The sequence below is a fragment of the Trinickia sp. genome (assembly GCF_036503415.1).
Classification (GTDB): domain Bacteria; phylum Pseudomonadota; class Gammaproteobacteria; order Burkholderiales; family Burkholderiaceae; genus Trinickia.
Genome location: NZ_DASXWY010000050.1, coordinates 1 through 23,416 on the forward strand (window position 1 = coordinate 1; position 23,416 = coordinate 23,416).

At 62.0% G+C, this 23,416-nt stretch carries 21 protein-coding genes and 1 pseudogene; 12 read left to right on the plus strand and 10 right to left on the minus strand.

Annotation, left to right across the window (positions count from 1 at the left end; translation table 11 throughout):
• The first annotated feature begins 9 nt into the window (after positions 1-9).
• Both VGL01_RS07125 and VGL01_RS07130 read left to right on the plus strand, forming a co-directional pair.
• Positions 10-1,254, plus strand: coding sequence for an MFS transporter (locus VGL01_RS07125; RefSeq protein WP_331568176.1), 1,245 nt, complete (start codon positions 10-12; stop codon positions 1,252-1,254).
• Positions 1,255-1,410: 156 nt separating this feature from the next.
• Complete coding sequence (locus VGL01_RS07130; RefSeq protein ID WP_331568159.1) at positions 1,411-2,295, plus strand: DUF72 domain-containing protein; 885 nt, start codon at positions 1,411-1,413, stop codon at positions 2,293-2,295.
• A 225-nt stretch (positions 2,296-2,520) separates the two neighbouring features.
• Here the strand turns inward: VGL01_RS07130 and arsB are convergent, their stop codons facing one another.
• The 3 genes and pseudogenes from arsB to VGL01_RS07145 form a co-directional block, all read right to left on the minus strand.
• The gene (gene arsB, locus VGL01_RS07135; RefSeq protein WP_331568160.1) at positions 2,521-3,588 is read right to left on the minus strand and encodes an ACR3 family arsenite efflux transporter; all 1,068 of its coding nucleotides are present in this window, start codon (positions 3,586-3,588) and stop codon (positions 2,521-2,523) included.
• 9 nt (positions 3,589-3,597) lie between these two features.
• Positions 3,598-4,005 (minus strand): arsenate reductase ArsC, encoded by a 408-nt coding sequence (locus VGL01_RS07140; RefSeq protein WP_331568177.1) that lies wholly within the window; start codon positions 4,003-4,005, stop codon positions 3,598-3,600.
• Positions 4,006-4,056: 51 nt separating this feature from the next.
• A pseudogene (locus tag VGL01_RS07145) lies at positions 4,057-4,359 on the minus strand (ArsR/SmtB family transcription factor); the annotation flags it as partial.
• 536 nt (positions 4,360-4,895) lie between these two features.
• On the opposite strand from VGL01_RS07145, the gene VGL01_RS07150 reads away from it, so the two are divergent.
• The 5 genes from VGL01_RS07150 to VGL01_RS07170 all read left to right on the plus strand — a co-directional run bounded on the left by VGL01_RS07150 (position 4,896) and on the right by VGL01_RS07170 (position 10,588).
• Positions 4,896-5,945, plus strand: coding sequence for a M23 family metallopeptidase (locus VGL01_RS07150; protein WP_331568161.1), 1,050 nt, complete (start codon positions 4,896-4,898; stop codon positions 5,943-5,945).
• Between the two features lie 11 nt (positions 5,946-5,956).
• Positions 5,957-6,832: a serine hydrolase gene (locus VGL01_RS07155; protein WP_331568162.1), complete on the plus strand. Its 876-nt coding sequence runs from the start codon at positions 5,957-5,959 to the stop codon at positions 6,830-6,832.
• A 165-nt stretch (positions 6,833-6,997) separates the two neighbouring features.
• Positions 6,998-7,351 (plus strand): hypothetical protein, encoded by a 354-nt coding sequence (locus VGL01_RS07160; protein ID WP_331568163.1) that lies wholly within the window; start codon positions 6,998-7,000, stop codon positions 7,349-7,351.
• 38 nt (positions 7,352-7,389) lie between these two features.
• Positions 7,390-9,093 (plus strand): penicillin-binding protein 2, encoded by a 1,704-nt coding sequence (locus VGL01_RS07165; RefSeq protein ID WP_331568164.1) that lies wholly within the window; start codon positions 7,390-7,392, stop codon positions 9,091-9,093.
• 370 nt (positions 9,094-9,463) lie between these two features.
• Complete coding sequence (locus VGL01_RS07170; protein WP_331568165.1) at positions 9,464-10,588, plus strand: LacI family DNA-binding transcriptional regulator; 1,125 nt, start codon at positions 9,464-9,466, stop codon at positions 10,586-10,588.
• 201 nt (positions 10,589-10,789) lie between these two features.
• On the opposite strand, the gene VGL01_RS07175 is transcribed toward VGL01_RS07170, so the two are convergent.
• The 3 genes from VGL01_RS07175 to VGL01_RS07185 all read right to left on the minus strand — a co-directional run bounded on the left by VGL01_RS07175 (position 10,790) and on the right by VGL01_RS07185 (position 13,557).
• Positions 10,790-12,022, minus strand: coding sequence for an NAD(P)/FAD-dependent oxidoreductase (locus tag VGL01_RS07175; protein WP_331568166.1), 1,233 nt, complete (start codon positions 12,020-12,022; stop codon positions 10,790-10,792).
• Positions 12,015-12,335 (minus strand): MocE family 2Fe-2S type ferredoxin, encoded by a 321-nt coding sequence (locus VGL01_RS07180; protein ID WP_331568167.1) that lies wholly within the window; start codon positions 12,333-12,335, stop codon positions 12,015-12,017. Before VGL01_RS07180 ends, VGL01_RS07175 begins: the two co-directional genes overlap by 8 nt.
• An 85-nt stretch (positions 12,336-12,420) precedes the next feature.
• Positions 12,421-13,557 carry a fatty acid desaturase family protein gene (locus tag VGL01_RS07185; RefSeq protein WP_331568168.1) on the minus strand — a complete coding sequence of 379 codons (1,137 nt, stop codon included), beginning with the start codon at positions 13,555-13,557 and terminating at the stop codon, positions 12,421-12,423.
• Positions 13,558-13,939: 382 nt separating this feature from the next.
• On the opposite strand from VGL01_RS07185, the gene VGL01_RS07190 reads away from it, so the two are divergent.
• The 5 genes from VGL01_RS07190 to VGL01_RS07210 all read left to right on the plus strand — a co-directional run bounded on the left by VGL01_RS07190 (position 13,940) and on the right by VGL01_RS07210 (position 17,798).
• Positions 13,940-14,158: a DUF6566 family protein gene (locus VGL01_RS07190; RefSeq protein ID WP_331568169.1), complete on the plus strand. Its 219-nt coding sequence runs from the start codon at positions 13,940-13,942 to the stop codon at positions 14,156-14,158.
• Positions 14,159-14,215: 57 nt separating this feature from the next.
• Positions 14,216-16,555, plus strand: a complete 2,340-nt coding sequence (locus tag VGL01_RS07195) for a glycoside hydrolase family 15 protein (RefSeq protein ID WP_331568170.1) — start codon at positions 14,216-14,218, stop codon at positions 16,553-16,555.
• Entirely contained in the window at positions 16,552-16,695 is a 144-nt protein-coding gene (locus VGL01_RS07200) for a DUF488 family protein (RefSeq protein WP_331568171.1), read from the plus strand. The genes VGL01_RS07195 and VGL01_RS07200 overlap by 4 nt, the downstream gene beginning before the upstream one ends.
• Positions 16,696-16,879: 184 nt before the next feature.
• On the plus strand, positions 16,880-17,587 hold the full coding sequence (locus VGL01_RS07205) for a succinate dehydrogenase iron-sulfur subunit (RefSeq protein ID WP_331568172.1): 708 nt from the start codon (positions 16,880-16,882) through the stop codon (positions 17,585-17,587).
• A gap of 28 nt (positions 17,588-17,615) precedes the next feature.
• The gene (locus VGL01_RS07210) at positions 17,616-17,798 is read left to right on the plus strand and encodes a hypothetical protein (RefSeq protein WP_331568173.1); all 183 of its coding nucleotides are present in this window, start codon (positions 17,616-17,618) and stop codon (positions 17,796-17,798) included.
• A gap of 79 nt (positions 17,799-17,877) precedes the next feature.
• On the opposite strand, the gene VGL01_RS07215 is transcribed toward VGL01_RS07210, so the two are convergent.
• The 4 genes from VGL01_RS07215 to VGL01_RS07230 form a co-directional block, all read right to left on the minus strand.
• Positions 17,878-19,188: an MFS transporter gene (locus VGL01_RS07215; RefSeq protein WP_331568178.1), complete on the minus strand. Its 1,311-nt coding sequence runs from the start codon at positions 19,186-19,188 to the stop codon at positions 17,878-17,880.
• 376 nt (positions 19,189-19,564) lie between these two features.
• Positions 19,565-20,881, minus strand: coding sequence for a serine hydroxymethyltransferase (gene glyA / locus VGL01_RS07220; RefSeq protein ID WP_331568174.1), 1,317 nt, complete (start codon positions 20,879-20,881; stop codon positions 19,565-19,567).
• Positions 20,882-20,949: 68 nt separating this feature from the next.
• The gene (locus VGL01_RS07225) at positions 20,950-22,161 is read right to left on the minus strand and encodes a M24 family metallopeptidase (RefSeq protein ID WP_331568175.1); all 1,212 of its coding nucleotides are present in this window, start codon (positions 22,159-22,161) and stop codon (positions 20,950-20,952) included.
• A 271-nt stretch (positions 22,162-22,432) separates the two neighbouring features.
• Positions 22,433-23,398, minus strand: a complete 966-nt coding sequence (locus tag VGL01_RS07230; RefSeq protein WP_331568179.1) for a GlxA family transcriptional regulator — start codon at positions 23,396-23,398, stop codon at positions 22,433-22,435.
• Between the last annotated feature and the right edge of the window lie 18 nt (positions 23,399-23,416).

Sequence of the window (23,416 nt, forward strand, 5' to 3'; positions counted from 1 at the left end):
GGCTCCGTGATCGTGATTGCCAAGCGTTCGTTGCGCGACCGACTCAGGCATTGGGTTTTGCCGGCCGGCGCCGACAGCGCCGCACGCGTGCTGCTGATCAGCCGGAGTTTGCGCGGCTTATGTGACGGATACGTCGCTGTACTGCTGCCTGCATACCTGCTCGCACTGGGCTTGGGCAAACTCGACGTCGGTCTGGTGAGCACCGCGACGCTCATCGGCTCTGCGGTCGCCACAATCGTCGTCGGCGCGCTCGCGCATCGTTTCGCGGCGCGTAGGATGTTCATGGTCGCGGCCGCACTGATGATTGCGACCGGCATCGCGTTCGGTGCGTTATCGTCGCTTTGGCCGCTTCTGATCGTGGCATTCGTCGGCACGCTCAATCCGAGTTCGGGCGATGTCAGCGTTTTTCTGCCGCTCGAGCAGTCGCGTCTTGCCGAGTCAGCCGCAGGCAATGCCCGCACGGCATTATTCGCACGCTACAGTCTGGTCGGCTCGGTGTCAGCCGCGGTCGGTTCTCTCGCGGCAGGTATCCCCGAGTGGCTGCCCGATCATACGCGAATCGCCCCGCTTCCCGCGATGCGCATGATGTTCTTGCTGTATGCCATTACAGGCATCGTCATCTGGTTCCTCTATCGTAGGCTGCCGCGCGCGCCCCTTGATGCCGAGCGTCGCTCGGCGCCGCTTGGGCAATCACGGCGCATCGTGACGCACCTCGCGCTACTGTTTAGCGTAGACGCGTTTGCCGGTGGCCTGGTCGTCAATTCGCTGCTGTCCCTATGGCTCATGCAGCGCTTTGGCCTGTCTCTGAGCGCAGCGGGCCAGTTCTTCTTCTGGGCCGGGCTCTTGAGCGCAGCGTCCCAACTTGCGGCGCCACCCCTCTCCCGCAAGATCGGCCTGCTCAACACGATGGTGTTCACGCATATCCCTGCCAGCCTGTGTCTGATCGCCGCGGCGTTTACCGCATCGCTTCCGGCGACCTTGACGCTCTTGCTGATCCGCAGCGCGTTATCGCAGATGGATGTCCCTACACGCACAGCCTACGTGATGGCAGTCGTCACACCGGTAGAGCGACCCGCCGCCGCGAGTTTCACATCCGTGCCGCGCAGCCTTGCCGCGTCGCTCGCACCAACGTTGGCGGGCGGCCTGATTGGAATGGGATGGCTCGGTGTGCCGCTCGTTGCCTGTGGCGCATTGAAGATCGCCTACGACCTTTCGCTGCTATTCGCCTTTCGCCACGTCAAACCGGAGCCCTAAGCCGTCAAGACTTGATGCACGTCGACGTCGTGATGTGGTCTGCGAGTCACGCCTTGACGGAAGTCAACGTCGTTACGCTCGTTCGGCTTGGTATGCCAGCGCGGCCCGTGCAGCGTGGCAAAATGACCGTTCACGACGAAATCCGGAAGGTGCGATATGTCGATCCTTGTGGGAACCGCATCGTGGACCGATAAGACGCTCATCGAGTCAGGGGCGTTTTATCCGAAGGGCTGCACAAGCGCCGAGGCGCGTTTGCGGTTCTATGCGAGCGTCTTCCCCTTGGTCGAAGTCGATTCGTCGTATTACGCGATGCCAAGCCCCAGCAACAGCGTCTTGTGGGTCGAGCGCACACCGCCGAATTTCGTGTTCGACATGAAGGCGTTCCGGCTTTTCACCGGCCACCAGACCGAACCAAAATTCTTTCCGAAGGATTTGCTGGCCGAGCTACCGAAGACGGACAAGAAAAATCTTTATTACAAAGACGTGCCCGACCCAGTCATCGATGAGCTATGGGCACGTTTCTTCGAAGCGCTGCGCCCGCTGCATGAGGCCGGAAAGCTAGGGTCCGTCCTGTTCCAGTTTCCGCATTGGGTGACGCCCGCGCCGAAATCCATGACACACGTTGAGCACTGCGCCGAACGCATGCATCCGTTCTTGACGGCCTTTGAATTTCGCCACGAAAGCTGGCTGAACGACAAGCACCGCGATTCAACGCTTGCGATGGAACGCGAACGCGGCATCGTGCATGTCATCGTGGACGCACCGGAAGGCGTCAAGAACCGCGCACATAGCGTCTGGGAAACCACCTCGAGCGAACTTGCAATCGTGCGGCTGCATGGCCGGAACATCGAAACGTGGGGTGGTGCAAGCAGCGCCGCTGAACGATTTAACTACGAATATTCCGACGAAGAACTGCGCGAACTGGTTGACCCGATCAAGGCAATTTCCAGCCGGGCCGCGCGCACACACGTTGTGTTCAACAACTGCTATCGAGACGTGGCACAACGAAACGCGCTTGCGATACGGGCGATGCTATCGTGAGCCGTCCGATCAAACGAAGGAGCAGCCTCGGTATTGCTCGGCCCGCTGCGCGCCCGGCCTGAACAGTGGAGCAGCCGCGATGGTCGTGGTCGTCGTGTCCCCGGCATTGCGCGACGCTGGGCACCGCTCGCGCGGATTGCCTGAAGAAATTGCACGATATCCTGCGCAGTATCACGGGCGCCGCGCATCCACGTCATCTGGAAGGTTGCCGATCGAATAGCGCAATCACCCCTGTTCATACCAACCTTTCGATGTATTGACGATTTTCACGACCAGCAGCATCACCGGCACTTCGATCAGGACGCCCACTACCGTGGCCAATGCCGCCCCCGATTCAAAACCGAAGAGGCCGATGGCAGCCGCCACGGCCAGCTCAAAGAAATTCGACGCTCCAATCAATGCCGAAGGGCATGCCACGTTGTGCTTTTCGCCAACTAGGCGGTTGAGCCAGTACGCCAACGCCGAATTGAAAAACACCTGAATCAGAATCGGCACCGCAAGCAACGCGATGATCAGCGGCTGCTCGAGAATAGCTTGACCTTGGAAGGCAAACAGCAGCACCAAGGTAGCCAGCAGTGCGGAAATGGACCACGGTCCAATCTTGGTCATCGCGGCATCGAATACGCCCTGCCCCTTGAACATGAGCCTCTTTCGCCAGATTTGAGCAAGCGCGACGGGGATGACGATATACAGCACGACGGACGTCACCAGCGTCGCCCACGGCACTGCAATAGCGGACACGCCCAGCAGCATGCCGACCAGCGGGGCAAACGCGAAGACCATGATCGTGTCGTTCAATGCCACCTGCGACAACGTGAACAATGGGTCGCCATCGGACAATTTGCTCCAGACGAACACCATCGCGGTACACGGCGCCGCGGCGAGCAGAATGAGGCCTGCGACGTAGCTGTCGAGCTGGCTTGCCGGCAGCAAAGAGACGAACAGGTGGCGGATGAACAGCCATCCGAGGAACGTCATCGAGAACGGCTTCACCAGCCAGTTGACGAACAAGGTGACGCCAATGCCGCGCACATGCTGCCTGACTTGATGAAGTGCGCCGAAATCCACCTTGACGAGCATTGGGATAATCATCACCCAGATAAGCACGCCGACCGGCAGATTGACGTGGGCCAGCTCCATCTTGCCCACCGCATGAAAAACGCTTGGCGCCGCCTGCCCCGCTGCAATGCCTGCGACGATGCAAAGCAGTACCCAGATCGACAAGTAACGCTCGAAGATGCTCATCGTCGCTTTAGCGGCGCGCTTGCCAGTGGTTGCGCATTGAACGGCCATCGCTACCTCTCACAAACCCAATGCTTCGAGCACTGCCGGCACCAGACGGGCGCGGATATCGTCTCGGACTGCTACAAAGCTGTCGAGCGACTCACCGTGGGGATCATGGAAGCCGACGTGGATCCGCTTGACCGGACGCGGGAAGATGGGACAGCTTTCCCTCGCGTTGTCACACACGCTGACGACCAAGTCGATGGGTTCTTCCATGACGGCTTCGACGGATTTGGGAAAGAGACCGTCGGTCTGCAGACCGGCCAATTTCAGCGCTTCAATCGCACCGTCGGCCACTTTCGGTTGAGGAGAAGTACCCGCCGAAATGGCTCGGACGCGGCCAGCCAGATCGTGGTTGAGGATGGCTTGGCCCATTTGAGAGCGGCACGAGTTGCCAGTGCATAGCACGAGAACGGTCTTGGACATGATTCGATTAAATACATCCGTTCGGATCGCCGCCGGCGTGCTGGCTCGTCCGCCCACGGGTGTACATGGGATGCCGCCGCAGCAGTTCTCGGTCAGGAATGCCAGCACGGCATTCATCGCCGGGTAATTTGCTGAATAGATCATGAACCGACCCTGCTGCAGAACCGTGACCAGCTCCGCATGAACGAGCTCTTTCATGTGAAAAGACAAAGAAGACGGCGCGATTCCCAGCCGCTCTGCGATCTGGCCGGCGGCCATCCCGGCGGGACCAGCTTGAACGAGCAGCCGGAACACAGCGAGTCTCGACTCTTGCGCCAGGGCGCTGAGTGCGCGAACCACGTGTTTCGTTTCCATATTTCAATAATACTTGAAATATTGAGTTGATCAAGCGTGGTGGGCCCACCGTCCCCCTGATCCTCGGCGTTTCGACGAGACCCTTTAGAACCGGACCACCAATAGAAGGTCCCGCCGGCGCCAAGTCGGCGATGTCGACTCGGTCGGTGAGGGACTGCACAATGCATGGGTGAAGCCATGCAGCGCCGCGAATTTGTCCCCTAAAATACCCCGGGGATTTTAAGTTTCGCTTAAGGCGCACTGTCTACGGTGAACGCTTTCTGAGATTTTCACTGGCGGCGCGCAGCTCGATGTCAGATCTACATTCACCCGACTCCCCATTGCATTCGCTTCCCGGCAATTTCGTGCAAGCGCAGCGCGAATAGCTGTCGCCGCCACGCGCACGAGCATCCGCGCGAACTTCGTCTACGCACGCATTCGGGCTCTCGCACCGGACGCGATCGCCGGCGACACCGGGCGTCCGCCCGAACCTGTCGTCACTTTGCTCACCGCTTTTCCCGTCGTCATCCATGGCCCTCCCTGCACCCGTTGTGCCCATGACGCGCATCGGCAAAGCCGTACTCGTTTGCGCGTTCAGTTCCGCCTGCGTCGCCCTCGTGATCTCGCCACCGAAACGGGGCTCTCACCCGGACGACGACATCCCGGCTGCCGCACGCGACACCGATGTACCGCGCGCAGCACAACCCCTCGGTGCATCGGCTACGGACGCGCTCTACAACGACGCACCCTCCGGTCATACGCCCAGGGTGGGCACACCATCCGCCCCGGCCACCGCATCCGGTCCCGTCACCCGCTCCGTGACCATCGATTCGAGTTTCACGGAAGCGATGCAGCGCCTCGGCCTCGATGCGAGCGTGACCGCATTGCTCGTGCGCTCGTTCGCCGGACAAATCGATTTCCGCCGCGACCTGCGCAAGGGCGACACCATCAGTCTCGTGATGCGTCCCGCTAATGTGGACAACGCGCCCGACGCCGCGAGCAGCGTACAAGCCAACGACGACATTCCGCTCGCCGTGCGCGTCTCGCGCGGCGACACGGATCACGATCTGTTCCTGCATCGCGATCTGCGCGGCAAGCCGTTCTACTACACGGCCAATGGCCGATCCGGTGCGCCCTCCTTCGCGCGCTATCCGCTCGCGTTCATGCGCGTGTCGTCGAATTTCGCCGCACGCCGCCTCGACCCCGTCACTCATCAATGGCAAAGCCACGATGGCGTCGATCTCGCCGCGCCGGCGGGCACGCCCGTGCACGCCACCGCTCGCGGCACGATCTCATACATCGGCTGGGAAACCGGCTACGGCAAGATCGTCGTGATCGACAACGTGCCGCCGTATCAGACGGCGTTCGCCCATCTGTCGCGTTTCGCGAAGGGCCTGCATCGCGGCACTCACGTGCGGCGCGGCCAGGTGATCGGCTTCGTCGGCAAGACCGGCTGGGCGACGGGGCCGCATCTGCACTATGAAGTGCGCGTCGCAAACGTGGCGCGTAATCCGCTGACCGTGACGCTGCCCGGTGACACGCCGTTGCACGGCGACGAGCGCAAGCGATTCGCGCAGCGCGCGAATCGCCTCGCCGCACTGTTTTGAGCGCAAGCGCAATGCGCCGCTGGGGGGCCCTGTTCGTCGCGCTATTCGTCCTGCCGGTCGTCACGCCATGGGTCTTCACCCGTCCCGCGTTCGCGCGCGCGGGCGTCCACGCTCGGCATGTTCAGCTTCGTCCCGCGGTGCGCGCGCGTGCCGCTATGGTCGTGGATCTCGCGACGGGGCGCACGCTGTACGCAAAGCATGCCGATCAGCGCATGCCCATCGCGTCTCTCACGAAACTGCTGACGGCGATGGTGGTGCTCGACTCGAAGCGCTCGCTCATCAGGCCCGCGCGCATCACCCACGCCGACATCGACCGGCTCAAGTGGTCGCGCTCGCGCCTGCCGGTCGGCTCGCTGCTGCTGAGGCGCACGATGCTGCACATCGCGCTGATGTCGTCCGAAAATCGCGCAGCGTTGGCGCTGAGCCGCGACTATCCGGGCGGGCGCGCCGGATTCGTACGCGCGATGAATCGCAAGGCGAAGCGTCTGCACATGCGGCACAGTCACTTCGTGGATCCGACCGGGCTTTCGCCGCACAACGTGTCCACCGCGCGCGACCTGACGCGACTTGCGCGTGCCGCGTATCGATACCAGCAGATCCGCCTGTACTCGACCTCGCGCCAGAAGCTGGTGCTGGGCGGCGCCGGGCCGCTGATGTACCACAACACAGATCCGCTCGTGCACAACGTCGCGTGGCACGTCGTGCTGCAAAAGACGGGTTTCACCAACGAAGCGGGCCACTGCCTCATCGTCATGACGCCCGTGCATGGGCACATGATGCTGATCGTACTGCTCGGCGCCCCGACACCTCAGGCACATTTTCAGGACGCCATCGATCTGCGGCGCTGGTTGGCACGAGTGAATCTTCGACAAGGCCGTCACCGTTGAGCCGCCGCGCTTTTGGGTCGAGTCGCGCGAAATTGCGGGGTTGGGACGGATGGCCTTGTATGTCACACTGTGATGCAACTCCATCGGGGCTTCGACATCGGGCTCCCTTGCACCGGGAGAACACCCCTGAACGGTTGGCACATAGCAATTGCGGCGGGACTCTGCGTGCTGCTCGTGGCCTGTTCGCGCCGCGAAAGCATCTTCTCACTGTCGCCCGCGTTTACCGCGAAATCCAGCATTTCCGCGTCCGATGTGGCGGACTGCGTCGTACAGCGATGGAAAAACGGCACGCGGCGTCTGCATCGGGGTGAAGGCGGCACAGCCATCACCCTGCGCGCCGAAACGTTCTTCAGTGGCGCGGCGATTGGTCTGCGCGTCGAGCCGGAAGGGCGGCATACACGCGTCGAATACTTTCGGCGGCGCCGCACCGAGCCGCTTTACTGGTCGATGGTGCGCGGGTGTCTTCAGCCCGAGGCGAGCCGCGAAACGGACAGCGCGCCGGCCGTCCCGCAGTCATGAATCCCCCGCGCAACACGCATGGCATCAGGCAATCCGAAGTGCTGGGCAACAGCACCTACCTTCGGTTCCGGTTGCGGTCGGCGCTGCTTGGCGCAACGTTCGCCCTGGCATTCGGTGCATTGGGCGTGCGCGCCTTCTGGGTGCAATGCATCAACGACGGCTTCTACCAGCTTCAGGGCGACATCCGCCAGGTCCGTGATTTCACCGTACACGCGGCGCGTGGCCGCATTCTCGACCGTAACGGCCACATCCTCGCGATGAGCCTGCCCACCCGCGCGCTATGGGTGGACGCGCGCGACGTGCCGAGCGTGCCGCCCGGCAAGCTCGCCTCGGTGGCCACGCTGCTCGGCATCCACCGCGCCCACGTGCAAGACGTGTATCGCGAGCATCGCGCCTTCGCCTATCTGCGGCGACAGGTGCCGCTCGCCACCGCGAAAGCCGCGATGCAGCTCGACATACCGGGCCTCTACGCCGAGCGCGACTATCGACGGTTCTACCCTGAGGGCCCGATTGCCGCGCAGGTGACAGGCTTCGCGGACGTCGATGGCCGGGGCCAGGAAGGGATCGAGCGTGTCGGCAACCGCATCCTCACCGGCGTGGACGGCAACCGGCGCGTGTTGCGCAACGCGCGCGGCCAGACCATCGATACACTGAGTTTCGTCCGGCCGAAGCCGGGCAAGGACATCCGTCTCTCCATCGACCGATCCATTCAGTTCGCCGCCTTCAAGGCGGTGCGGGACGCGGTGCGGCGCACCGGCGCGCAAGCCGGCTCCGCAGTCGTGCTGAACGCTCGAACAGGTGAAATACTCGCGATGGCGAACTGGCCGACCTATGATCCGAACAAGCGCGCAGCGCGCAGTGGCCAGCAGATCCGCAATCGCGCGGTGACCGACGTCTTCGAGCCGGGCTCCGTGCTGAAGCCGCTGACGATTGCGCTTGCGCTACAGCGCCATGTCGTCACGCCGGATACGATCGTGCCCACCAACGGCGGCCGCCTGAAGCTCGACCACGCCGTAATTCACGACGATGCCGATTTCGGCGTGTTGACAGTTTCGCAGGTGATCCAGAAGTCCAGCAACGTCGGCACGACGAAAATCGCGCTGCAGCTCACGCCATACGACATGTGGCACAACTTCCGTGCAGTGGGACTGGGGCGCGCGCCCTCGGCAGGATTGCCGGGTGCGGCCGCAGGCCACGTGCGCCCATATCAGCACTGGCGACGCATCGAACAGGCGACGATGTCGTACGGCTACGGCCTGTCGGCTTCGCTGCTGCAGCTCGCGCAGGTTTACACCATCTTCGCGAACGAGGGCGTATTCGTTCCCGCGACGATTCACGCGCATGGCGCCGCGCCTGTGCATGGCCGGCGTATCTATTCGCCACTTGTCGCGCGGGAGGTGCGCGCGATGCTCGAAAGCGTGGTGTCGAAAGACGGCACCGCGCCGCAGGCGCAGGTCCCGGGGTACACCGTCGCGGGCAAGACCGGCACCGCGTACCACTGGACCGCGAAGGGCTACGACCACAGCCAATATCGCGCGTCGTTTGTGGGAATCGTGCCGGCGCACGCGCCTCGCGTGATCATCGCGGTGTCCATCGACCGCCCGCACAAGGGCTCGCACTTCGGCGGCGCCGTGTCGGGGCCTGCCTTCGCCGATATCGCCTCGAGAACCATGCACATTCTCAACGTCTCGCCCGACGTGCTGACGACCGACAACGCTTCTTCGGAGGCGTCGTCCACTTGAGTCAGGCGAACCCGTCGCTGCGGTTCGTCGGCCGGCACCTGCCGGTCCCGGCTTTCGTGATCGAAAGCCAGACTTTTGGGCACGGGCCGCATGTCTGCATCGGCGCGGCGTTGACAATAATCGAAGCGGAAATTGCATTTCGCGCCATACTGGCACGATGGCCGCGGATCGCACCGGCTGACGAGCGGCCCAGCTGGGACGGCAATCCCGTTTACCGCGGTTTGAAATCTCCGCACATTGAGTATCGGTGTATGCGGATTCTTCGCGGTCGTCGACGTCCATCATGACGTACGCGTTGCCGTTCACCTCGAAGTCGAACTCGTGCTGCGATGCGCCATTGCGCGAACCAGGAGATATCAGGAGACACGTTATGAGCGGCACCGCATCGCCCCGACGCAAACGCACGCCGCGCTTCGTCGAGATTGCCGAGGCGGCGGGCGTGAGCCCCGCCACGGTCGATCGCGTTCTCAATGAGCGCGGCAGCGTATCGGCCGAGATGCGCGCCCGCGTCGTTGCGGCGGCGCGCCAGCTCGGCGTCCCGCGCGTGCTGCCCGATACGCGGCACGGACTCGTGCATATCGACGTCTTGCTGCCCAGGAACGACACGCCGTTCTTTCGGCGCATGAGGCAGGCACTGCAGCGCTCGATGCAGATGCTCGACAGGCGCATCATGCTGCACCGTCAGATCCTCCCTGAGGATGACGACGACGTTATCACGCGTGCAATCCTCGAACCGCCATATGCACGTGCGGGCCTCATCATCACGACGCACGACACGGCGAACGTCCGCGATGCACTACGCACGGTGACGACCCGCGGCGAGTCCGTCGTCACCATGGTGACCGACATACCGGAGATTGGGCGCGTCCATTACGCCGGAATCGACAATGCTTGCGCCGGACGCACGGCAGGCTACTTCGTCGGACGACTCGCGACGCGGCCGGGCCGAGTGCTGCTGCTTGGCAGCCGAAAAGACTACCGCGCCCATCTCGAACGCATCGCGGGGTGCCGCTCGCAGTTGAGCGAATCGTTTCCGACGCTCATCTGCGAAGAGGAAGGGATGGAAACACTCGACGATTCCGACCGGTGCCATCGCGCAGTTACACGAGCACTCAAGCGCGAGGACCTCGTGGGCATCTACAACAGCGGATACGGATCGGCCGGCATCGAGGCCGCGCTACGGGCAGCGGGCGCGGCCGGCAAGGTCGTATGGGTCGGCCACGAAATGCTCGATCACCACAGGCAGTACATCGAACAGGGAACGATGGATATTGCGATCGATCAAGACCCGGATGGGCAGATCGTCTCCGCGCTACAGCACGCGCTCAATGCGTGCGGCGTAGTGGACGCGCCCGCGCCGCCCGGGCCGGTTGAATTCCGCATCTTCTGTTCGGCCAATGTAAGGCGTAGCCCTTATCTCGTCGAGGCTCCGGTCAGCCTACGCGATGAAACCGGCAACGCAGCGATATCGGAGGAATCATCGAGTGCGCGCTGACGCCATCGAATCCCGCGTTGGCGATCATCTCGAGATTCTCCTCGAGCGAGCGCCCGTAGCCATCGGTATGGCGGCGCTCCATCGCCCACAAGGATTGCGACACCAGTAGCCGCTGTGCCATTCATGCTCGCTTCTTCGTTTCCGCGTGTGCATGTTCGTTGAAGACAACATCGGCGGAATCCACGACAGGACGAACTCGCTTCACAAGAATCTTTTGAGTTTCACGCCGAGATCGGCCAGTTCCGCTTGCCCGATCACGGCTTCTCGGTCGACGAGCATTCGTGCCAGCTTCATCTCGCGCACAAACGCCCCCGCCGGGCCTAGCCCGCTTGCGCCCACGAGCCGGCCGCCGCTGTCGAGATGGAAATGAATCTCGGCATCGTCGGCGATCGAGCGCACCACCGACTGCCGGCCCAATCCGGGCTCGCCAGCGACCTGCAATTGATAGTCGAATTGATCCGACCAGAACCACGGCAGCGCGCGATACGCCTCGCGCGCGCCTAGCATATTGCGCGCCGCCAGTTGCGATTGCGTCTCGGCGTTGTGCCACGTTTCCTGGCGGATACGGTGGGTGCCGAAGCGGCTGGGAAACACCGCAACGTCACCCGCCGCGTAGACGTTGCGCGCCGATGTTTCCAGCGTTTGGCCCACGACGATCCCCCGCTCCACGTCAAGGCCCGCAGCGCGCGCGAGCCCGTCCGCGGGTTCGATGCCGATGCCTACCACAACCGTATCCGCGTACAACGCATCGCCGCTTTCCAGCCGCACGACGAGCGAGGCATTTTCGCCGGTCTCGATAGCGAGCGGCGCAGCGCCCAGCAATAGCCGTACCCCCTTGCGCTCGTGTAATGCGTGCGCGCGGGCTGCGATCGGCTCGGGCACCGCGCGACCCATCAAACGCGATGCGCCCTCCACGACGGTCACATCGCATTCGCACATGCGAGCCGATGCGGCCACCTCGAGTCCGATGAAGCCACCGCCGATCACCACGACGCGTGCGCCGGGCGTCAGCCGTTGCCTGATGCCGAGTGCATCGTCAAGCGTGCGCAGACAATGAACGCCTGCACTGTTCGCTCCGGGAATCGAGAGCCGCCGCGCATCTCCACCCGTGGCGAGCAGCAGTGCTTCATAGGCGATCGTCCGTCCGTCGTCGAGCCGCAGCACCTGCTCCCGCGGATCGATCGCCTGTACCGTCGCGACAACGTGCTCGATGCCGTCTTCCACCCAAGCCTCTCGCGGTCGCAATCGGCAATGCTCGGCTTCCCGCCGTGCAGTCAACAGATCCTTTGAAAGCGGCGGCCGCTCGTAGGGCATGTGAGGTTCGGCGCCGATGAGCGTGATGCGTCCTTGCCATCCCGCCTCGCGCAGCGTTTGTGCCGCACGTCCACCGACATGTCCCGCGCCGACAATGGCCATGCCCCGTTCGTCAGTCATCGCTTCTGATCTCGATCAGGATGCGGCCGCCGTCCACCTTGGCCGGATAGATCGCGAGCTTCTCGCACACCGGCGCGCCAAGCGGGCGCCCGTCGCGCACGTCGAAGCGGCCATTGTGTTTCGGGCATTCGATGACGTGGCCCATGACGAGGCCGTCGCAAAGATGCACTCGCTCATGGGTGCAAAGCCCGTCGCTGGCGTAGACCTGATCCTTCACGCGATAGATGGCGAACGTGCGCCCGGCGTGGTCGAAGCGCGCCACGTCCTCGTCGTCGATTTCGTCGAAGGCGACCGTGTCTATCCATTGAGCCATATCGTGTCTCCTGTCTTTCTTGTCGAGCCGGGTAAATGACGGGGTAATCGCATCTCGGGGGTCTTCGCCCCCTATGTACTTGCGCCTATGCCTGTGACGCTTTGGGGACCGGCCGCGTCACGTGGTACGACGGGTCGCGCGTCTGCCGCATCAGCGCCGGAATGATCTCGGCGTAAGCGGCCACAGTGCTCTGATAAGGCGGCGGCATATCGCCCTTGACGGTCTCGTGCAAGCGCTCGAGCGCATGAAACGGCACCATCGGGAACATGTGGTGTTCGATGTGGTAATTCATGTTCCAGTAAAGAAAGCGAAATACCGGGTTCATGATTACGGTCCGGCAATTCGTGCGGTGATCGAGCACGTTCTCCGGCAGGCCGGCATGCTGAGTCAAACCGAAGTAAAGATAGAGCCACGCGCCGTAAAGGCTGGGAAGCCCAATATAGAGAAGTGGGAGGACGGAGCGCGCTGCAACGCTGGTTGCGAGTACGACCGCATAGACGCCGAGCGTGACGCGCGCCTCACGGATGATCTTCGGCCATTCCGATTCGGGCACGAACGTCTTCTCCTCGGCGCCGATATGGCCGAATGCGTTCGACACCATCTTCGGCAATTCTTTCGAAACGTGCTTGATCGCAAAGACATTCAGCAGAAGCCCGAGCCAGTCGGTGGGCCGAGGCGCGGCGATTTCGGGATCTCGGCCCACGATCAGCGTATCGGTATGATGCCGTGCGTGGCTCCACCGCCAGACCGTTGCACGGCGAAAGACCTGAAACGACGCGAGCTGATAGAGAGCATCGTTCATCCACCGGGTCTTGAATGCCGTGCCGTGCCCGCACTCGTGCCAGCGCGAATCCGCCGGGCTGCAGTAAAGCGTGCCGTAGACGAAGAAAGCGGGGATCGCCCAGAGCGAATCGGCTCGCCATGCCAGCCACGCCAGCGCGCCGCTCGCCAGGATCGCTGCGTACCAGACGATCGTATCGGCGACGGCGCGCGCGTCATTGCGCTGCATCAGCGACTTCATCGTTGCGCGCGGCACCGGGCACTTGTACCAGAGCGCATTCACGAGCCCCTCCGCCTGCGCCTTGTCACCGGCGCCTCCGATCAGACGGTAAGCCTCGTGACGCGCGTGTCCGCCGCGCTGGCAACTTTGCGTGTTCGACACCCCTGCCCCCTCGATCGAGTCATCGCGCGCCCAATCGCAGCGCGCCAATGCGTCAAACATAGGCGTGTCGGTCCCAGTCCTCAACGGAAACATTGATGAAATTTCGTCAACGCACAGCATTGCTGGCAACGGGGCCGCGACGTCCCCACAACTCGCCCCACAATTGCGCCACTTCGGATTAAAAGTAGGGCGACAACCTCAAGTCGCCCTATGCGCGCGGCTGGGCGAGATATCCCGAGAATCGGCGGGACCGCCTGAGAAGCTCGACTGGCGGAGAGAGGTGAGACAAATCTCGGCCGGAAGCCCGCGCCATATATCGATTCAATCTAGAGCAGCGTCGCCATACCGATACTATAAATATCGCATTGTGATATTTTATCCATGTCTTGATACGGCTCAATGTTCTCCAATCTCATCGGGGTAATTTGAGAACGGACGGTCCTTGCCGGCCCTCACGCGCGACTCAACACCGGACGGCTATATCGCAACCGTCAGGATTGAAAGAGAAGGCAACGCGCTGGCCGATTGGCATTTACCGTTTTTCAGCGAGCGTTGGTTGTCCGAGGCCGAGGCCCGAAGGGACGTCTTGGAGTATGCGGTGAAGATCATCGATAGCGGCGTACTGGACGAACGGCGAGCATTGCGCGAACGTGCGGCCTGATGGAAACGTGAAGCAGTCGCTCAAGAGGTGAAACTTCCCAGACCCATTGATTTCGACATGGACACGCAGACGGTGGATGTTTCAGGTACTGCGCCCGGCTGGCCTGGGATTGCTCCTACCTGGACCTCGAGTGCGAAGGACCTTGTGACGACCGCACTGGGTCGCAGCCGCGTATGGGCGTCGATCGGCCATGGCATCCTCAATGAGGTCTACTGGCCGTCCACTGGCGAGCCTCAAGTACGCGACCTGGGCTTCATCGTCGCCGGGCCGCATGGCTGGCACGAACTGAAGCGCATCGGGCGGTACCGGCTTTCGCTTCCCAGCCCTTTTATCCCCGTGCCGCAGATCGTGCACGAGGGTGAGGGGTATCGCCTCGAGATCAGGCTATCGCCAGACCCGATTCGTGACGTGATACTCGTCGCGTTCCGGCTCATCGGAAACGACGTCAAGCTCTACGCTCTGCTCGCCCCCCATCTGGGCGGCAGCGGTCTGCACAACAATGCGCAGGTAGCAGACGGTCTCGTGGCATGGAAAGACGGAATCGCACTTCATCTTGCTGCCGATTGCGGCTACTCGCGCGCAAGTGCCGGATACGTTGGGTATTCCGACGGTTGGCAAGACTTCGCCATCCATGGGCGCATGGACTGGACCTTCGCGCAGGCATTGAACGGCAACGTTGCCCTGATGGGGGAACTGGCGGCCGCTACCGGTGTGCTTGCGCTCAGCTTTGCCGCGAGGCCGGAAGGCGCCCATACGCTCGCGCGGTCGAGCCTTGCCGAGGGGTTCGATGGTGTGCAGCGTTCGTGCGCCGCGGCCTGGCAAGCATGGGCCGCCGAAATCGCTATTCCGGAAACGCCGGAGCCGGTTCGGCATGAGGCCTACCTGTCAGCGACAGTGCTCAAAGCTCATGAAGGAAGGACGTATCCGGGAGCGCTGATCGCCAGTCTGAGCATTCCATGGGGTAACACGAGCGACAGTACCGGAGGGTATCACCTCGTCTGGACGCGCGACGCCGTCGAAGCCGCCTTCGCGCTGCTCGCGATCGGCTGTGTGGAAGATACGCGCCACACGCTTGAATACCTCATTGCAACGCAACGAGCGGACGGAAGTTGGAGCCAGAACAGCTATCCGGACGGACGGTCGTTCTGGACCGGCATTCAGCTTGATGAGGTGGGCTTTCCAGTACTGCTTGCAGCCAAGCTCGCCGAGGCCGGCACCATGGGCGCACTGACAGGCTGGTCCGAAATGATTGCACGCGCGATTGGCTATATCGCGCGCAATGGTCCAGGCAGCCCCCAAGACCGCTGGGAAGAAAATGCTGGCATTTCGCCGTTCACGCTCGGCGTCGAGATCGCGGCAATGGTCTGCGCGGCCGAACATTTGCCGCACGACGAGAACGCCTACGTCCTCTCGCTCGCCGACTATTGGAATGAACGGCTTGAAGACTGGACTTACGTCGAGAACGGAGCGTTTTCCGGGGCCTTTGGCATCGACGGCTATTACGTTCGAATCGCAGCGCCTCTACGCAAAGGCGGATTGCGAGGTCGAATCGACATTGCCAATCGGGTGGGCACTAGCGCGCCTGCTGTCGCGCTCGTCGGCATGGAGTGCCTCTATCTGGTCCGTCTCGGATTGCGCGATGCGCGCGATCGACGCATCCTGAATACGGTAAAAGTCATCGACGGCTTGCTGGGTGTCCGCACGCCTCACGGCATCGCTTACCGGCGTTACAACGACGATGGTTACGGCGAACACGACAACGGCGCATCGTTCGATGGCACAGGCATCGGGCGGTTGTGGCCCCTGCTGACAGGCGAGCGGGCCCATCTCGATCTGATGCTGGGAATCGATCCGCTGCCCTACCTTGAAATGATGACGCGGATGACCGGAGCAAGTGGCCTGATTCCGGAACAAGTGTGGGACACCGATCCGATACCCCAACGTGGCCTCGAGCCTGGCAAGCCGACCGGCAGCGCCATGCCGCTCGTGTGGGCGCATGCCGAATTTATCAAGTTGCTGATTGCGCGGCATCAACGGCGCCCGATCGAACTGCTCTCGAGCGTCGAGCGGCGCTACCACGCCCAGCGGCCCGAAGCGGCGACCTGGCATTGGCGAGAGCCACAGCCGTTCGATGTACTGCCCGGGGGTCGAGCACTGCTTATCGAAAATCTGGAGCCGTTCTGCCTGCACTATGGGTTCGATGGATGGCATGGAATAGCTGACAGGCCGTCGCTGGTGCAAGCCTTTTGCACACACGGCGTCCGGTTCGACAGCGCAGACGTTGCTGGTCATTCGGTCCTTGATTTCACGTTCTATTTCCCGCAGTCGCAACGCTGGGCCGGCACTGACTTTCACATTCTTCTGGGAGATGCCAACACGGGAGCATCGCGATCATGAAACACACAATCGATATCCAACGCGTATATGAGCGCGTGGGCGATGACGGACATGTTCATTTTCTCGTCGATCGCCTCTGGCCGCGAGGCATCAAGAAGGACTCCGTAAAACTCGACGGCTGGCTCAAGGAAGTGGATTAGGCGCGATCGTGCAGAGGCCGCAGTTCATGCAAAGGTCGAGACAGACGTGCGAGCCAACACGGTGGACGTCAACTCCTTGCTCTTCGCCGAAGAATTCCTCGTTGCGTTCTACGATGCTGGGTGCGACGTTCGAGTCGCTCAACGCTAGTGCGTCGCGAGATTCGTTCCACAAAGGAGGAACATCGTGAGTGACGCAAGGACCTTCGAAATTTTCCGCTACGATCCAGACCGAGATCCCAAGCCGTACATGCAAACGTACGAGATAGAGGTCACCCCGTATGACCGGATGTTGCTCGATGTCCTTGTCCGGCTCAAGGCACAGGATGAGACGCTGAGCTTTCGGCGCTCGTGTCGTGAGGGCGTGTGCGGCTCGGACGCGATGAACATCAACCGCAAGAATGGGCTTGCCTGCATCACCAGCTTAAACGAGCTCCCTCGCCACACAGTCTTGCTCCCGCTGCCCGGATTGCCGGTCGTTCGCGATCTGATCGTGGACATGACCGCGTTCTTCAAGCAGTACCATTCGATCAAGCCTTACCTGATCAACGACACTCCTCCGCCCGAGCGGGAAAGGCTCCAGACGCCCGAGGAACGCGATCAGCTCGACGGTCTCTACGAGTGCATCTTGTGCGCGTGCTGTTCCAGCGCGTGCCCCTCATACTGGTGGAATCCAGACAAATATGTTGGCCCAGCCGGGCTCCTGCAGGCCTATCGCTTTCTGGTCGATTCCCGCGACGAGGGCACGGGGGAGCGGCTTGACAATCTTGACGATCCGTACCGCCTTTTCCGGTGTCGGACCATACTGAATTGCACGGACGTCTGCCCCAAAGGCCTGAATCCGGCCAAGGCAATCGGGGAGATTCGCAGCATGCTTGCGCGCAGGGCAATCTGAAAGCCGCAAACTAACGAAGGAGGCTGTTATGGCAACGAAGGATGACGCAGGGGGAGTTGAGCGCGATCTTCCGCGAGATGCGCAAAGCATTGAGGCGATGAAGTGGCTTGGAGCCCATGGCCTACCCACAAACCATGCTGCGAACGTGTGGGTAGCCCTGGGAGGCGGCAAGACCATTAAGACCAACAAAACGCTCGCCAGACAAGGCTGAGCGAGCTTCGCTGAGAATCGGCGAGACCGCCTGAGAAGCTTGACTGGCGGAGAGAGGGTTAGCTTCAGTCCAGTGGGAGTCAGTCGGCGAGCGGCCCGCGCGATGTCTCCCGACTCGCGAGCATGGCTATCAAAGCGACGCCTGCCGCGCCGACCATATACCACGCCGGGGCCAGCTTGCTGCCGGTGGCATGGATCAACCAGGTCGCGACAAACGGTGCTGTACCGCCGAACAGGGCATTCGCTGCATTGAAACAAAACGCGAAGCCACTATAGCGCACGCGCGTCGGAAAGATCTCTGACAGAAAGCACGGTAGCGTGCCGTCGTTCATCGTCAGCAACGCGCCGAACGCGATCTGGATCAGCACGATCGTCATGAAGCTGGCACCGACGAGTCCCTTGAAAAGCGGTACCGTCAGTAGGGCGAACAGGACCGAAGCGCCGATCAGCATCGTCTTGCGACCGACGCGGTCCGACAGCGCCCCCATGATGAAGATGAAGCCGATATAGGCGGCAAGGGAGATCGTGGCCGCAATAAAGGATTGCGTTTCGCCCATCCCCATCTCGGTCGACAGGTAGGTCGGCATGTAGCTCAGCACCAGATAGAACGCCACCGCGTTCAGGCACGTGACCCCAAACGCGATCAACATCTTGCCGCGATGCACAGTCAGCAATTCGGTGACCGGCGCGCGTGCGACGTGGTGGGACATCTCAAGCGCCTTGAACTTTGGCGTATCTTCGAGGCGCACCCGGATGTATCGGCCAATCAGCCCGAACGGCGCAGCAAGCAGGAACGGCAACCGCCATCCGAACGACTGGATCTGCTCGGTAGTGAGCACGGCATGCAACACCGCGACGAAGATCGAACCAAACAGCAGACCCGCAGCCGTGCTGGCCGGGACAATGCTGGTATAGACACCGCGCTTGCCCTCCGGCGCATATTCGGCGAGAAATGCCGATGCCCCTGCATACTCACCGGAGGCGGAAAACCCCTGGATAAGTCGAACCAGCAGCAAAAGAATCGGCGCCATGACGCCAACCTGGGCATACGTTGGCAGGAACGCAATCACGAAGGTCGCAGCCGACATGATCAGGATCGACAGGGAGAGCGCTGTCCGGCGCCCGATCTTGTCACCGAAGTGCCCCCAGACGATGCCTCCGATGGGCCGGACGATAAACGAGATCGCAAATACGGCGTAAGCGGCGAGCAGCCCCGTTGCCGCGTCGGTCTTCGGGAAAAACACGACCGCGATGATCGTCGCCAGATAGCCATAGGACGCGTAGTCGAACCACTCGACAAAATTGCCGATGAAGCTCGCCATCGCGGCGCGCTTGAGCAGGCGCGCGTCTGGTGCCGTGTCCGCCTGATCATGGCCCGACGTGAACGCCATGCCGGGCTCCGAGGTGATGCCGGCCATAGCTGGCCGCGCTGAAACCGCTTTCCTGGTACTCATTTGTTGTCTCCAAACATGAATGAATCGTGAGATTGCTGCGGTTCTGACGGCGGCTCTTGCGGCGGCCTGTCCGATGTGTCCGTTCCGTGGCGAGATGCAGGGTCCGTTTGAGCGAATGGTAGACGTTCGACCAAGGGGAAGATTTCCGGATGCGATGGAAAACTTTCTCGTTTCGACATCGAGGGTTAACACCGGTGAGCGTGATGAGCGCGGTGAACGCGAACTGAACGCATCTCTTCGATCAGGCCGCTGCCACGCATGTCTTCAGGCCAACGAGTTGCACCGGCTCATGATCCTTCTCCTCAACCCTCGATCACGTTGACCGCGAGGCCTCCGCGCGAGGTTTCCTTGTATTTGGTCTGCGTTGCACCCCGAGGCCAGCGTATACAGGGAAGCGGGCGCACAATTTCGCCACCTGTTCGCGAACCTGCAGCTCGATCTGCGCGTCACCCAGGTTATCCAGGACATCGCAAATGAGCGCGGCGGTCAGCACAGCGTCGGCCTCGCCGAAACCGCGCGTCGTGATGGCCGGCGTACCGATGCGGATCCCGCTGGTCACGAACGGTGACTGCGGGTCGTTCGGCACGGCGTTCTTGTTGACGGTGATGTGTGCACGGCCCAACGCGGCATCCGCGTCCTTGCCAGTGATCCCCTTCGCGATGAGGCTGACCAGGAACAGGTGATCGTCGGTCCCGCCGGACACCACGTGGTAGCCCCGCTCGTTGAATACGGTCACCATCGCGCGCGCGTTCGCGAGGGTCTGTTTCTGGTACTCAACAAAGTCGGGGCCGAGCGCTTCTTTGAATGCGACCGCTTTCGCCGCAATCACGTGCATCAGTGGGCCGCCCTGGGTGCCCGGGAAAACCATCGCGTTCAGCTTCTTTTCGATCTCCGCGTTGGCTTTGGCCAGAATCAGCCCCCCGCGCGGGCCGCGTAAGGTCTTGTGGGTAGTTGTCGTGACAATGTCCGCAAACGGCACGGGATTCGGATAGATCCCGGCTGCGACCAGTCCGGCGACGTGCGCCATGTCAACGAACAGATAAGCGCCGACGCGGTCCGCGATCGCGCGAAAACGGGCGAAATCGAGCACGCGGGAATACGCCGAGAACCCGGCAATGATCATCTTCGGTTGATGCTCGAGCGCGAGGCGCTCCACCTCGTCGTAATCGATCAGGCCGGTCTGGGTATCGACGCCATACTGGACCGCGTTGTAGAGCTTGCCGGAAAACGACACCTTCGCGCCGTGCGTGAGATGCCCCCCGTGCGCGAGGCTCATCCCGAGAATCGTGTCGCCGGGCGAGAGGAGCGCCAGATAGACGGCGGCGTTCGCCTGCGAGCCGCTGTGCGGCTGCACATTTGCATAATCGGCGGCGAACAGCTGCTTCGCACGCGCGATCGCCAGCGACTCGACCACGTCGACGTGCTCGCAGCCGCCGTAATAGCGCTTGCCCGGATAGCCTTCGGCGTATTTGTTGGTGAGCACCGAGCCCTGCGCTTCGAGCACACGCGGACTGGTGTAGTTTTCCGACGCGATCAACTCAATGTGATCTTCCTGGCGCTGGCGCTCGCTACGCATCGCGTCGTGCAGATCCGGATCGAACCCGGCAATCGTCTGTTCTGTTGAAAACAAGGAAACGTCTCCTGCCACATCATGAGGGCCCCGCGGCCGTGGCCGCAGGCTGTTTGAACGCCGGCGGGTCAGGCCTTGACGATGTTGTGCTCGGGCCCGTACGGAAAGCCCGTGATGTTGGTCGCGTCCTTCTCGCCCACTACCAGGATGTCATGCTCACGGTAGCCGCCCGCGCCGGGCAGGCCTTCCGGCAGCATGATCATCGGCTCCATCGACACCACCATGTTCGGTTCCAGTACTGTGTCGATGTCTTCGCGCAGTTCCAGCCCGGCTTCCCGGCCGTAGTAATGCGACAGCACGCCGAACGAATGGCCGTAGCCGAATGTGCGGTACTGCAGCAGGTCATACTCCGCGTAGATCTTGTTGAGTTCGTGGGCGATATCGCTACAACGGGCACCAGGCTTGATCAGTTTCAGCCCCGCCTCGTGCACCTCGACGTTGACCTTCCACAGACGCAGGTGCTCGTCCGAACAGTGGTCGAAGAACATCGTGCGTTCAAGCGCCGTGTAGTAGCCGGCGATCATCGAGAAGCAGTTCAAGCTCAGGATGTCGCCCTTCTGTACCTTGCGCGTCGTGACCGGATTGTGTGCGCCGTCGGTGTTGATGCCCGACTGGAACCAGGTCCACGTATCCATCAGCTCGGAGTCCGGAAAACGGCGTGCGATCTCGCGCACCATCGCCTGCGTCGACGCGAGCGCGACTTCATGTTCGGGCACACCTTCATGAATGGCGGCGGCGAGTGCGGCGCCACCCACGTCGCACACATTGGCGCCGTGCTTGATGACCTCGATTTCTTCGGCCGACTTGATCATGCGCATGCGCATCGTCTGGGCGCTGATGTCGACAAATTCGACGGATGGCAGCGCCGCCTTCAGCTTCGCGAGCACCTCCACCGGAAGCTGGTCGAACTCGACGCCCACGCGCCCCTTGTTGTCGATCTCTCCCTGTACGGCCCGGAAGAAGTTGTCGCGTTGCCAGTCGGTGTAGACCACGTTGTAGTCGCCGACTGTGCGACGCCACGGCTGGCCGCCGTCGATGTTCGCCGAGATCGACACCACCTTCTTTGGCGTAACCACGAGCCCGTATTTGCGGCCAAATGAGCAATACAGGAAGTCTGCGTAGTAGTTGATGTTGTGGTACGACGTGAACAGCACGGCGTCGATGTTCTCGTGCGCCATCAGTTCACGCAGCTTTCCCTGGCGGTTGGCGTACTCGGCGTCTGAAAAGGTGTGCTTCACCTTTTGACCGTTTTCGATCCGGATCAGGTTCTCCAGTTTCATGCGCTCGCTCCTTGGTGAAGGTCGGTGGGTGTGAGCGAATGGTAGGAGTTCAGGGATTTATAAAATTTCCGGATTCGACGGAACAATTCCCCATTTCGACATTTAGGGTTTACGCCGGTGAGCGCGCTTACCGACGCGAGGCGTCCATGAGCAGACTATTGGATTAAATGTGGAGACAGGTTTGCGCAACGCAGACGGCATGCTGCGGGCGAACCGGGGCCTGTCATCCGGACGGCGCTCAGAAGATCCGGAAGCGCATCGCCAGCACGTCCTATAGTGCGTTCTGATAACGTCGGCGATCGACGCTCGGCGGGATCTGGAACTGCGCCTTGTAGCGCGTGGCGAAGTGCGTCATCGACGTGAAGCCGGTGCGCGCACAGATCTCTTCCAGCGGCTGGGAGGTGCGGTACAGCAACTGACGCGCACGCAGCAGGCGGATCTCGAGATACGCCTGTGCTGGTGTCTTGCCGAGACGCTCATGAAACCAGCGTTCAAGTTGCCTTTGCGAAACGCGCAGATATGACGCGATTTCGGCGACGGTAAGTGTCTCTTCGACGTTGCTTTCCATGACCTGCAGCGCTTCGTCGAGCTTCGCGTGTTCGGCACCCATGTACTGGCGCAGCGAGGTGCGTTGGCGCTGCTCATGACTGCGCCGCTCGGCAATGAGCAGTTCGAGCACGCGCGCCGCGAGCGAGCGGCTGCCGGGCGGCACGCCAAGCAGATGCACCATCAAGTCCAGCGGCGCGACGCCTCCACTGCAGGTATAACGATCGCGATCGACCTCGTACAGGCGATTCGACACCGTCAACATGGGAAACTGCTCCATCAGCACGTCCTGATCTTCCCAGTGAATCGTGCATCGGTAGCCGTTCAGCAGGCCGGCGCGCGCGAGAAAGAAGCTACCGGTATCGAGCCCGCCAAGCGCCGTCCCGTGGCGGGCAAGCAGGCGCAACCAGTCAAGCACCGCGCCGATGCCTCTGCGCGGAATCGGATTGGGGCCGACGACAAACACGGCGTCGAACGAACCGCTATCGGCCATCGTCGCATTGGGCCGCACGCAGATTCCATCGCTCGACTGGACGAAGTCCCCGCCAGTCGCGATCAGCTGATAGTCGTAGACGCGCCGACCGACGACCGTGTTTGCGATCCGCAGCGGATCGACAGCCGCAGCCAGCGCGATCAGCGAGAAATCGTCGAGCAGAAGGAAGCCATACTTCGTCACGCGCAGATCGTGCAGTCCGGCCGGCCGTTCGCT

Bases quoted from the DNA above. Each gene is read 5' to 3' on its own strand.
- VGL01_RS07175 (WP_331568166.1), bottom strand. From the start codon at position 12,022: ATGACTGACGAACGGGGCATGGCCATTGTCGGCGCGGGACATGTCGGT.
- VGL01_RS07130 (WP_331568159.1), top strand. From the start codon at position 1,411: ATGTCGATCCTTGTGGGAACCGCATCGTGGACCGATAAGACGCTCATC.
- arsB (WP_331568160.1), bottom strand. From the start codon at position 3,588: ATGGCCGTTCAATGCGCAACCACTGGCAAGCGCGCCGCTAAAGCGACG.
- VGL01_RS07180 (WP_331568167.1), bottom strand. From the start codon at position 12,335: ATGGCTCAATGGATAGACACGGTCGCCTTCGACGAAATCGACGACGAG.
- VGL01_RS07170 (WP_331568165.1), top strand. From the start codon at position 9,464: ATGAGCGGCACCGCATCGCCCCGACGCAAACGCACGCCGCGCTTCGTC.
- VGL01_RS07185 (WP_331568168.1), bottom strand. From the start codon at position 13,557: ATGTTTGACGCATTGGCGCGCTGCGATTGGGCGCGCGATGACTCGATC.
- VGL01_RS07225 (WP_331568175.1), bottom strand. From the start codon at position 22,161: ATGAAACTGGAGAACCTGATCCGGATCGAAAACGGTCAAAAGGTGAAG.
- VGL01_RS07155 (WP_331568162.1), top strand. From the start codon at position 5,957: ATGCGCCGCTGGGGGGCCCTGTTCGTCGCGCTATTCGTCCTGCCGGTC.
- VGL01_RS07215 (WP_331568178.1), bottom strand. From the start codon at position 19,188: ATGGCGTTCACGTCGGGCCATGATCAGGCGGACACGGCACCAGACGCG.
- VGL01_RS07140 (WP_331568177.1), bottom strand. From the start codon at position 4,005: ATGTCCAAGACCGTTCTCGTGCTATGCACTGGCAACTCGTGCCGCTCT.
- VGL01_RS07200 (WP_331568171.1), top strand. From the start codon at position 16,552: ATGAAACACACAATCGATATCCAACGCGTATATGAGCGCGTGGGCGAT.
- VGL01_RS07195 (WP_331568170.1), top strand. From the start codon at position 14,216: ATGGACACGCAGACGGTGGATGTTTCAGGTACTGCGCCCGGCTGGCCT.
- VGL01_RS07150 (WP_331568161.1), top strand. From the start codon at position 4,896: ATGACGCGCATCGGCAAAGCCGTACTCGTTTGCGCGTTCAGTTCCGCC.
- VGL01_RS07210 (WP_331568173.1), top strand. From the start codon at position 17,616: ATGGCAACGAAGGATGACGCAGGGGGAGTTGAGCGCGATCTTCCGCGA.